General features: G+C 68.8%; 11 protein-coding genes, 1 pseudogene and 1 riboswitch. Of the genes and pseudogenes, 9 read left to right on the forward strand and 3 right to left on the reverse strand.

The annotated features are described in order from the left end of the window. The first annotated feature begins 92 nt into the window (after positions 1–92). Positions 93–1355, forward strand: coding sequence for a L,D-transpeptidase (locus ACVNF4_RS08800; protein ID WP_461802136.1), 1263 nt, complete (start codon positions 93–95; stop codon positions 1353–1355). A gap of 101 nt (positions 1356–1456) precedes the next feature. Here the strand turns inward: ACVNF4_RS08800 and ACVNF4_RS08805 are convergent, their stop codons facing one another. Beyond that, positions 1457–1858 (reverse strand): response regulator, encoded by a 402-nt coding sequence (locus ACVNF4_RS08805; RefSeq protein ID WP_461802137.1) that lies wholly within the window; start codon positions 1856–1858, stop codon positions 1457–1459. A 166-nt stretch (positions 1859–2024) separates the two neighbouring features. Between ACVNF4_RS08805 and ctaE the strand changes: the two genes are divergently transcribed. The 6 genes from ctaE to ACVNF4_RS08835 all read left to right on the forward strand — a co-directional run bounded on the left by ctaE (position 2025) and on the right by ACVNF4_RS08835 (position 9099). Beyond that, positions 2025–2645 carry an aa3-type cytochrome oxidase subunit III gene (gene ctaE, locus ACVNF4_RS08810; RefSeq protein ID WP_461802138.1) on the forward strand — a complete coding sequence of 207 codons (621 nt, stop codon included), beginning with the start codon at positions 2025–2027 and terminating at the stop codon, positions 2643–2645. A gap of 80 nt (positions 2646–2725) precedes the next feature. Beyond that, a complete protein-coding gene (gene qcrC, locus ACVNF4_RS08815) occupies positions 2726–3538 on the forward strand; it encodes a cytochrome bc1 complex diheme cytochrome c subunit (protein WP_461802139.1) in 813 nt (270 codons plus the stop codon). Then, complete coding sequence (qcrA, locus tag ACVNF4_RS08820; RefSeq protein WP_461802140.1) at positions 3535–4593, forward strand: cytochrome bc1 complex Rieske iron-sulfur subunit; 1059 nt, start codon at positions 3535–3537, stop codon at positions 4591–4593. Before qcrC ends, qcrA begins: the two co-directional genes overlap by 4 nt. Beyond that, positions 4590–6227, forward strand: a complete 1638-nt coding sequence (gene qcrB, locus ACVNF4_RS08825) for a cytochrome bc1 complex cytochrome b subunit (RefSeq protein WP_461802141.1) — start codon at positions 4590–4592, stop codon at positions 6225–6227. The genes qcrA and qcrB overlap by 4 nt, the downstream gene beginning before the upstream one ends. 135 nt (positions 6228–6362) lie before the next feature. Continuing rightward, positions 6363–7427 carry an anthranilate phosphoribosyltransferase gene (trpD, locus tag ACVNF4_RS08830; protein WP_461802142.1) on the forward strand — a complete coding sequence of 355 codons (1065 nt, stop codon included), beginning with the start codon at positions 6363–6365 and terminating at the stop codon, positions 7425–7427. Positions 7428–7595: 168 nt separating this feature from the next. After that, positions 7596–7712, forward strand: a riboswitch (SAM riboswitch). A 40-nt stretch (positions 7713–7752) separates the two neighbouring features. Further along, positions 7753–9099, forward strand: coding sequence for an aminotransferase class V-fold PLP-dependent enzyme (locus ACVNF4_RS08835; protein WP_461802143.1), 1347 nt, complete (start codon positions 7753–7755; stop codon positions 9097–9099). On the opposite strand, the gene ACVNF4_RS08840 is transcribed toward ACVNF4_RS08835, so the two are convergent. Continuing rightward, on the reverse strand, positions 9096–9377 hold the full coding sequence (locus ACVNF4_RS08840; RefSeq protein WP_461802144.1) for an Lrp/AsnC family transcriptional regulator: 282 nt from the start codon (positions 9375–9377) through the stop codon (positions 9096–9098). The two genes, ACVNF4_RS08835 and ACVNF4_RS08840, sit on opposite strands and share 4 nt — an antisense overlap. Next, positions 9374–10054 carry a rhomboid family intramembrane serine protease gene (locus ACVNF4_RS08845; RefSeq protein WP_461802145.1) on the reverse strand — a complete coding sequence of 227 codons (681 nt, stop codon included), beginning with the start codon at positions 10052–10054 and terminating at the stop codon, positions 9374–9376. Before ACVNF4_RS08845 ends, ACVNF4_RS08840 begins: the two co-directional genes overlap by 4 nt. Before the next feature lie 155 nt (positions 10055–10209). Between ACVNF4_RS08845 and ACVNF4_RS08850 the strand changes: the two genes are divergently transcribed. Together ACVNF4_RS08850 and ACVNF4_RS08855 are read left to right on the forward strand one after the other, a co-directional pair. Further along, positions 10210–10449, forward strand: coding sequence for a hypothetical protein (locus tag ACVNF4_RS08850; RefSeq protein ID WP_187750106.1), 240 nt, complete (start codon positions 10210–10212; stop codon positions 10447–10449). Between the two features lie 40 nt (positions 10450–10489). After that, a pseudogene (locus ACVNF4_RS08855) lies at positions 10490–10729 on the forward strand (hypothetical protein); the annotation flags it as partial.

Raw genomic sequence — 10729 nt, forward strand, 5'->3', positions numbered from 1 at the left:
GAGCGTCCGGCCTCACGCTTTTGCCGCACGCCGGGTAGCTCGTACGAGTGACTCGGCGCGCAGGGTCGGGGTGTGGTTCCTAGCGTGAAGCCATGACCCACCCGAGCCGCACGCCCCGCCCCCGCACAGTCGTCCGCTGCACCCTGCTGGTGAGCGCTCTGGTCGCGGGCGCCACCGCCTGCGGCTCGGGCGGACATCCGCTCGCCGCCCGGCCCTTCGACGCGACCGGCCAGGTCGTCTTCGCCGGGTTCCCGCAGGGCGGGCACAAGGCGGACCCCGACAAACCCCTGGAGATCACCGTCAAGGACTCCGAGGGCCCGCTCACCGACGTCACCGTCGTGGACGCCACAGGGCGCTTCGTCGCGGGCGAACTCGCCGCCGACGGCCGCCGCTGGCACTCCACCGAGCCCCTCGCCGCGAACGCCCACTACACGGTCCGCGTGAGCACCGAGGACGACGACGGCGCCCCCGGCCGCCGGGTCCTCACCTTCGACACGGGCACGCCGGCCTCCAAGAAGCGCCTCGACGTCACCTTCGGCCCCGACGCGGGCACCTACGGCGTGGGCCAGCCCATCACGGCGACGCTCAGCCAGCCCGTCAAGGACCCCGCCCAGCGCTCCGTCGTCGAACGTGCCCTCAAGGTCGACTCCACCCCGTCCGTCCCCGGCGCCTGGCACTGGGTCGACGACAAACAACTCCACTACCGCCCCAAGGACTACTGGCCCGCCCAGGCGAGAATCCGCGTCCACAGCTACCTCGACGGCATCAAGATCGGCGACCGCCTCTGGGGCACGAAGACGAAGGACCTGAACCTCAAGATCGGCGACAAGGTGATCGCGGTGACGGACGCCTCGTCCCACTGGATGACCGTCTACAAGAACGGCGAGGAGATCAACTCCATCCCCGTCACCACCGGCAAACCGGGCTTCGAGACCCGAAACGGCGTCAAGGTCGTCCTCGGCAAGGAGTACTACGTCCGTATGCGAGGCACGACGGTAGGCATCAGCGCGGGCTCCTCGGAGGGCTACGACCTCCCCGTCTACTACGCCACCCGCGTCACCTGGAGCGGCGAATACGTCCACGCCGCCCCCTGGTCCGTCGACTCCCAGGGCTCCGCCAACGTCTCCCACGGCTGCACCGGCATGAGCACCGACAACGCCGCCTGGTTCTTCGAACACATCCGCGAGGGCGACGTCGTCAAGGTCGTCAACAGCTACGGCGACGACATGGAACCTTTCGGCAACGGCTTCGGCGACTGGAACGTCACCTGGAAGAAGTGGAACGAGGGAAGCGCGTTGACGGGGAAGAAGGCGTCCCCGAGGGATGAGACCAGATTGACGCCGGAAGCGGTGTGAAACCCAAGGGGCGCGGGGCTGTATCCATTAGCGGCTCCGCCGCGGGGCGCGACCAGCCACCGTGGCGGGTTGGCCGCGCACCCACAGAACCCCCCACCCCTCTAGGCGCTCTGAAGCCTCTCCTGCCGCAACAGAGAGGCCAACGCAGACGCGAACTCCACCGGCTCCACCGGAAGCGTCACAGCGGCATCTGCACGGCTCCACGTGGCCAGCCACGCATCCTGCGGACGCCCCATCAGAATCAGCACAGGCGGGCAGTTGAAGATCTCGTCCTTCAACTGACGGCAGAGCCCCATCCCCCCCATGGGAACGGCCTCCCCGTCGAGGACGACAACATCGATGCCCCCCTTGTCCAGCTCGCGGATCACCGCGGCCGGCGTCGCGCACTCCACGAAACTCACCGACGGAGCGTCAGGCGCCGGACGCCGACCGGTCGCCAGCCTCACCTGCTCCCGCGTACCCGAGTCGTCGCTGTAGACCAGCACCGTGGCGGTCGGCTGCATCGTTCCTCCGTGACTTCGGCGACATTGGCGTCGTACGGAAAGGCCCATTCGGGCGGATGCTACTCCCCGCGACGCCCGGCTGAACACCACGTCAACACCGGTTCGGCGGGTAGTGACACTCCGAACGGCACCCCCCGGAGTGAGGGCGGGATAAGCGACCGACATAATGTCGGTCGTGGCGACAGCAACGACAGCAGAAAACGGGCACGCGCACCCGTCGGTCAACCGGCCGAACCTCACCAGCGTCGGAACCATCATCTGGTTGGCATCCGAGCTGATGTTCTTCGCGGCCCTCTTCGCGATGTACTTCACCCTCCGATCGGTGACCGGACCGGATCACTGGAAGGAGATGGCGTCGTCCCTGAACTTCCCGTTCTCGGCGACCAACACCACGATCCTGGTGCTCTCCTCCCTCACCTGCCAGCTCGGCGTCTTCGCCGCGGAGCGCGGCGACGTGAAGAAGCTCCGGGGCTGGTTCATCATCACGTTCGTGATGGGCGCGATCTTCATCGGCGGCCAGATCTACGAGTACACCGAGCTGGTCAAGGAGGACGGCCTCTCGCTCTCCTCCGACCCGTACGGCTCGGTGTTCTACCTGACCACCGGCTTCCACGGGATGCACGTGACGGGCGGTCTGATCGCCTTCCTCTTCGTTCTCGGCCGTACCTACGCGGCCAAGAGGTTCACGCACGAGCAGGCGACCGCCGCGATCGTCGTGTCCTACTACTGGCACTTCGTCGATGTCGTCTGGATCGGCCTGTTCGCGACGATCTACATGATCAAGTAGCCAGGGCTGATCCCGCCCGCGTTACCGCAACGCACATCCCAGAAGCATCGACGCCGAAGATCCTGACACCGGGGAAATCCGTGAAAAAGCTCTCCGCACGACGACGCCATCCCATGGCGGCGCTCGTCGTCCTACTCCTCGCGCTGGCGTGCACGGGGGGGCTGTACGCCGTGTTCGCGCCCGCGGACAAGGCGAAGGCTGACGAAACCGCCCAGTCCCTGACCATCGAGGAGGGGAAGAAGCTCTACGCCGTCGGCTGCGCCAGCTGCCACGGCACCGGCGGTCAGGGCGGCTCCGACGGTCCGAGCCTGGTCGGTGTCGGCGCCGCGGCGGTCGACTTCCAGGTCGGCACCGGCCGCATGCCGGCCGCGACCTCCCAGGGCGCCCAGGTGCCCCGGAAGAAGGTCATCTACACGCAGGCGAAGATCGACCAGCTCGCCGCGTACATCTCCTCCCTGGGTGCCGGCCCGTCCGTCCCGACGAAGGCCGAGTACGGCCCCGACGGCGCCGACATCGCCAAGGGCGGCGAACTGTTCCGCACCAACTGCGCGCAGTGCCACAACTTCACCGGCAAGGGCGGTGCCCTGACGAAGGGCAAGTTCGCCCCGACGCTGGAGGGCGTGGACCCGAAGCACATCTACGAGGCCATGCAGACCGGCCCGCAGAACATGCCGTCCTTCGGCGACGGAACGCTCTCGGTGCAGAACAAGAAAGACGTCATCGCGTACCTGAACGCGGTCAACGGTGACGAGACCGTGAACCCCGGCGGGCTGGAGCTGGGCGGCCTCGGCCCGGTCAGCGAGGGCCTGTTCGCCTGGATCTTCGGCCTCGGCGCACTCGTCGCGGTCGCCGTCTGGGTCGCCGCTCGGACCGCAAAGGCCAAGAAGTCATGAGTACCCAAGACATTCCAGAAGAGAGCCTGCCCGCAGAGCAGGACCACGCGCACGGCCCGGTGGACCGCGCGGACGAGCAGCACCCGTTCGCCGACCCCGGCCTCCCGCCCCACGAGCACCGTATCCAGGACATCGACGAGCGGGCCGCCAAGCGGTCCGAGCGCACCGTCGCCCTCCTGTTCACGGTCTCGATGCTGGCCACTGTCGCCTTCATCGCCTCCTACGTCGCGATCCCGCACGACAAGTCGGTCTTCATCTTCCCGCTCGGCCACCTCAACGCGCTGAACTTCGCGCTGGGCGTCAGCCTCGGCATCGCGCTGTTCACCATCGGCGCGGGCGCGGTCCACTGGGCCCGCACCCTGATGTCCGACGAGGAGATCGCCGACGAGCGCCACGCGATCGAGGCGCCCCCCGAGGTCAAGGCCAAGGTTCTGGCCGACTTCAAGCAGGGCGCCAAGGAGTCGGCGCTCGGCCGCCGCAAGCTGATCCGCAACACGATGTTCGGCGCGCTGGCGATGTTCCCGCTCTCCGGTGTCGTCCTGCTGCGCGACCTCGGCCCGCTGCCCGGTACCAAGCTGCGCACGACGCTGTGGGCCAAGGGCAAGGTCATCGTCAACATGAACACGAACGAGCCGCTGCGTCCCGAGGACGTCGCGGTCGGGTCGCTGACCTTCGCCAAGCCCGAGGGCCTGGAGGAGCACGACCACGAGTTCCAGACGGAGATCGCCAAGGCGGCCCTGATGATCATCCGGATCCAGCCGGAGAACATCAAGGACAAGCGAGAGCTTGAGTGGTCGCACGACGGCATCGTGGCCTACTCGAAGATCTGCACCCACGTCGGTTGCCCGATCTCGCTGTACGAGCAGCAGACGCACCACGCGCTCTGCCCCTGCCACCAGTCCACCTTCGACCTCTCCGACGGCGCCCGGGTGATCTTCGGCCCCGCCGGTCACGCCCTGCCGCAGCTGCGCATCGGCGTCAACGACGAGGGCTACCTTGAAGCGCTCGGCGACTTCGACGAGCCCGTCGGTCCTTCGTTCTGGGAGCGCGGATGAGCACCACGACCACCGAGGAGTCCCGCGAACGCGGGAAGGCACCGGCCGGCGAGCGCATCGCCGACTGGGCCGACGGCCGGCTCGGGATCTACTCCCTCGCCAAGGCCAACATGCGCAAGATCTTCCCCGACCACTGGTCGTTCATGCTGGGCGAGATCTGCATGTACAGCTTCATCATCATCATCCTCACGGGTGTGTATCTGACGCTGTTCTTCCACCCGTCGATGAACGAGGTGGAGTACCACGGCGCGTACGTCCCGCTCCAGGGACAGCTGATGAGCGAGGCGTTCGCCTCGACCATGCACATCTCGTTCGAGGTGCGCGGCGGTCTGCTCATCCGGCAGATCCACCACTGGGCGGCGCTGATCTTCGTCGCCGCGATGATGATCCACATGATGCGCGTCTTCTTCACGGGCGCGTTCCGCAAGCCGCGTGAGGTCAACTGGCTGTTCGGCTGGCTGCTGCTGGTGCTGTCGCTGTTCACCGGCTTCACCGGCTACTCGCTCCCGGACGACCTGCTCTCCGGTACCGGTGTGCGGTTCATCGAGGGCGTGCTGCTGTCGATCCCGGTGGTCGGCACGTACCTGTCGTTCTTCATCTTCGGCGGGGAGTTCCCCGGCGGCGACTTCGTGGCCCGCTTCTACTCGGTCCACATCCTGCTGCTGCCGGGCATCATGCTCGGCCTGATGGTGGCCCACCTGATCCTGGTCTTCTACCACAAGCACACGCAGTTCGCGGGTCCCGGCAAGACGAACAACAACGTCGTCGGCATGCCCCTGCTGCCTGTGTACATGGCGAAGGCCGGCGGGTTCTTCTTCCTGGTCTTCGGTGTCATCGCGGTCATCGCGGCCGTCGCGCAGATCAACCCGATCTGGGCGATCGGTCCTTACCGCCCCGACCAGGTGTCGACCGGCGCCCAGCCCGACTGGTACATGGGCTTCGCCGAGGGTCTCGTCCGCGTGATGCCGGGCTGGGAGATCAACTTCGCGGGCCACACGCTCGTCCTGGGCGTGTTCATCCCGATCGTGATCTTCCCGCTGGTGCTCGTCGCCATCGCCGTCTACCCCTTCGTCGAAGCCTGGGTCACCGGCGACAAGCGCGAACACCACATCCTGGACCGGCCGCGCAACACCCCGACCCGTACCGGGTTCGGTGTGGCCTGGCTGACCGCGTACTTCGTGATGCTGATCGGTGGTGGGAACGACCTCTGGGCCACCCACTTCCACCTCTCCATCAACGCGATCACCTGGTTCGTCCGGATCGGCTTCTTCGTCCTTCCGGTTCTCGCGTTCATCCTCACCAAGCGGATCTGCCTCGGCCTCCAGCGCCGCGACAAGGACAAGGTGCTGCACGGTCGCGAGACCGGCACCATCAAGCGCCTGCCGCACGGTGAGTTCATCGAGATCCACGAGCCGCTCAGCCAGGAGCAGCTGCACACGCTCACCGCGCACGAGCAGTACGAGCCGGTCGCGATCGGCGCCACGGTCGACGAGAACGGCGTCCAGCGCAAGGTGAAGGGCACGGAGAAGCTCCGCGCCAAGCTCAGCGAGTCGTACTACGGCGAGGACAGCCAGATCGCCAAGCCGACCGTCGAGGAGTACAAGGAGATCACGAGCGGCCACGGCCACCACTGATCCCGCACCCGGGTGCAGCCCGGGAACGTCGCCACAGAAGGACCCCGCCCGATTCCCGGACGGGGTCCTTCGGCATGTGCGTGAGCTGGATAGGGTGAGCACACACTTTTCGCACGAACACCCTGGAGCGGCCGTATGAGCGCTGTGACCCCCGCTGGAGGCGACACCGCGGCGGGCCGTTCCTGGCCCGAGGTGCTGAACGCCCTGCTGTCCGGGCACGACCAGAGCGCCGACGCGACCGCCTGGGCGATGGACCGCATCATGCGCGGTGAGGCGACGGACGCGCAGATCGCCGGGTTCGTGGTGGCGCTGCGGGCCAAGGGCGAGACGGTCGAGGAGATCACCGGCGTCGTCCGCGCGATGTACGAGCACGCCAACACGATCGAGGTGTCCGGCCGTACGGTCGACATCGTCGGCACGGGCGGAGACGGCGCCAAGACGGTCAACATCTCCACCATGTCGGCGCTCGTGGTCGCCGGGACCGGCGCGAAGGTCGTCAAGCACGGCAACCGCGCCGCGTCCTCCGCCTCGGGCGCCTCCGACGTCCTGGAGAAACTCGGCGTCAATCTCCAGCTGACGCCCAAGCGGGTCGCGGAAGTCGCCGAGGAAGCGGGCATCACCTTCTGCTTCGCCGTCAAGTTCCACCCGGCACTGCGCCATGTCGCCGCCGCGCGGGGCCAGTTGGGCATCCGCACGGTCTTCAACGCGCTGGGCCCCCTGACGAACCCGGCCCGCGTGAAGTCCCAGGCGGTAGGCGTCGCCGACCCCCGCATGGCCCCCATGATCGCGGGCGTCCTGGCGGACCGGGGCAACTCCTCCCTGGTCTTCCGGGGCGACGACGGCCTGGACGAGCTGACGACGACGGCCACCTCCCGCGTCTGGATCGTCGGCGACGGCAAGGTCACGGAGGAACGCTTCGACCCTCGCGAGGTCGGCATCGAGTTGGTCCCTGTAGAGGCGCTGCGGGGCGGCGACCCGTCGTACAACGCAGAGGTGGCCCGCCGGCTCCTGAGCGGTGAGCAGGGCCCGGTACGGGACGCCGTCCTGCTGAACTCGGCGGCGGCGCTGGTGGCGCTGGACCCGGGGACGGGGACGCTGGCGGAGCAACTGAGGGCGGGGATGGAGAAGGCGGCGGAGTCGATCGACTCGGGGGCGGCGAGGGAGACGCTGGACCGCTGGGTGAGGGCGACGAACAAGTAGGGGGAGCGGCCCTGGGGAAAAGCGGCGCAGCCGCTTTTCCTTTCAGGGGCGCGGACAACCACGGCGAACCCGCACCTGCAACACCACAGCTCCCCCCGAGCTCTTAGACGTCCCGCAATCCGGACAGAACTTGCGCCCCCGCAATCACCTCATCTAATTTCTGAACCAGGTCATGAGTGACAGTCAACAGGCCCCGGCCGACTGTCCGGCAACCCTCCGTCCGTGGCGGGGTGCCCCGGGTGAAGACCAGGCCGTGTGCAGCGAGGTGCACGGCAAGCGCGGACCCTCCTGACACCGGGGGTCCTGGTCGTCGAGGAGCGTCAGCATGTCCGCACCCACTTTCACCCCCGCCCAGCAGATCTGCGCCCCCCTGGCCGTCCTGGGCCGAGACGTCACCGTCCCCCTGGTCACCGGCGGCGAGGTCACTTACGCGGCCCTGGACTACGCGGCCAGCGCCCCCGCGCTCCAGCGGGTGTGGGACGACGTCGCCGCGTACGCCCCGTACTACGGCAGTGTCCACCGGGGCGCCGGCTACCTCTCCCAGCTCTCCACGGACCTCTTCGAGTCGGCCCGCAGGACGGTCGCGGAGTTCCTGGACTGCCGTGAGGACGACGAGCTGATCTTCACGCGCTCGACGACGGACTCCCTGAACCTGCTGGCCCGCGCGGTCCCCGCCAACTGCCAGGTGTACGTGTTCGAGACGGAGCACCACGCCTCCCTGCTCCCCTGGCAGCACACGGCGGTCACGTACCTCGACGCCCCCCGCACCCCGGAGGAGGCCGTCAGCACCCTGGCCCGCGCCCTGGAGGCCCGCGACACCACGGCCCCCGCCCTCGTCTGCGTGACCGGCGCCTCGAACGTCACCGGGGAACTCTGGCCGGTCCGCGAACTCGCGGCGACAGCGCACGCGCACGGCGCCCGGATCGTCCTGGACGCCGCGCAGCTCGCCCCGCACCACCCGGTGTCCGTGCGGGACCTGGACGTCGACTGGGTGGCCTTCTCTGGGCACAAGCTGTACGCCCCGTTCGGCGCGGGCGTCCTCGCCGGCCGTACGGACTGGCTGCACGCGGCGGAGCCGTACCTCGCGGGCGGAGGCGCGAGCCGTGCGGTGAGCCGGGCGGCGGACGGCTCGGTCGAGGTGGAGTGGCACGAGAGCGCCGCCCGCCACGAGGCCGGTTCGCCGAACGTGATCGGCGCCTACGCGATCGCCTCGGCGTGCAGGGCGCTGACGGAGGAGGGGTTCGACAGCCTCGTCGCCCGCGAGCACCACCTGATCCGCACGGTCCGCGAAGGGCTGGCGGACGTCCCCGAGGTCCGTGTCCTGTCCCTCTTCGGCGACGACGCCCCGCGAGTGGGCGTCCTCTCCTTCGTGGTGGACGGCTGGAACAGCTCCCACTTCGCCGCCGCGCTCTCCGCCGAGTACGGCATCGGCGTCCGCGACGGCCTCTTCTGCGCGCACCCGCTCGTCAGCCACCTGCTGGGCGCGGCGGCGGCGAAGGCGGGGGAGTGCGGCGAGGCGACCTCCCTCAACGCGATCCGCGTGAGCTTCGGCGCGGGCACCCCGGACGAGCACGTCGACCGGTTCGTGACGGCCGTCCGCGAACTGGTCACGCAGGGCGCCAAGCTGACGTACCGGACGGAGAACGGCCGCTGCGTGCCGGCCGGCTCCTAGGAGTCCAGGCCGATCGCGAACGCCGCCTCCAGGTCGTGCTGGGAGTACGCGCGGAACGCGACGTGCGTGTCCGTGACCTCTACACCCGGGATCTTGCTGATGCGGCCGGGGATCACGTCGGCGAGGTCCTCGTGCTCGCGCACCCGGACCATGGCGATCAGGTCGTACGTGCCGGTCACCGAGAACACCTCGGTCACGCTCTCCAGGGAGGCGATCTCCTCGGCGATCTCCGGAATCCGGTCCACGCTGGTCTTGATCAGGACGATCGCGGTGATCACGGCTGGTTCTCTCCCTCGGGGACAGGTACTGGGGTGGCGCCAACTGTAGCCGTAGGGGTGAATCGCGCCCACGCGTAGAGGAAGCCCAGCGTGAAGCCCACGACGTGGGCCAGGTAGGCGACTCCGGGGCCGGTGGCGGGGTGGCGGGCGGCCAGCCACTGGAGGGTGGCCCAGAAGGGCAGGACGAGCCAGGCGGGGAAGCGCAGGGGGAGGAAGAAGAGGAAGGGCAGGAGACTGGTGACGCGCGCCCGTGGGAAGAGGTAGAGGAAGGCCCCGAGGACGGCCGAGATCGCCCCGGACGCCCCCACGAGGGGCTGCGCGGAGGTCGCGTTGGCGGCGGCGTACCCCAGGAGGGCCAGGCAGCCGCAGCCGAGGAAGAAGAGCGTGAACTCGACCCGGCCCATGCGCTCCTCGGTCATCGCCCCGAAGACGTAGAGGAAGAGCATGTTGCCGAGCAGATGGACCCAGCCACCGTGCACGAACAGCGCGGTGAGCAAGGTGAGCGCGGCACGCGGCGACCCCTCGAAGAGCTCGACGGGGACGACGCCCCAGCGGTGGTAGTAGGCGGCCTGCGCCACCGCGTCGAGCCCCGACGCCGGGCCGAGGACGAAGACCGCGCAGCACAGCGCGATCAGTCCGAACGTCACCGGAGCGGACGGGCGCCACCTCTTGATCATGGCTACAGAGCATGACGTAATCCCGTATACCGGCCGATATCGCCTCGCCGTCGTGGACGGACGGGCGGCCGGTCCCCGCCAGGCCGTAGGGTTACGGCCACACGCACCGGGGCACGCCCCCGGCGCACGGCCAAGAAAAGGAGCGGACGGTTCCGATGACGGTTACCCTGCCCACCGCCACCACCCGGTGGCGCTGCACCCTCTGCGGAAACCTCACCCGGTTCGACGTGACCCGCTCCTCGAAGGTCGTGGAGTACGTCCACCTCGACCTGGCCGGAGAACCGAAGGTCGAGGAGCGCGAGGTGGTCAGTGAGACCATCGAGTCGGTGCGCTGCCGCTGGTGCAACGCAGTCGATCAGGTGGAACTCGTGGACAGGCCGGGCGCCGACTCCTGACAGGGAGCGGCCCCGCACGGCAAGTGGGGTGTGACGACGGATGGCGGAGACCACAGGCGAGCCGGGGGACGGCGCCGCCGAGGTGCTCGACCGCCCGCTGCCCGACGGCGTGCGCCGCAGGGTCGTCCAGATCGTGTCGGACGGCTTCGGCGGGCTGACCCTCGGTGAACTGCCCGCGCATCTCGTGTACGAGCGGATGGGCGCCGCGTACGGCACGTTCGGGGACGCGGACGCACAGATCAACGGGGACTCTGCGGGGTTCCACCGGATCGAGCGGGGC

Source organism: Streptomyces sp. S6, from assembly GCF_054880855.1.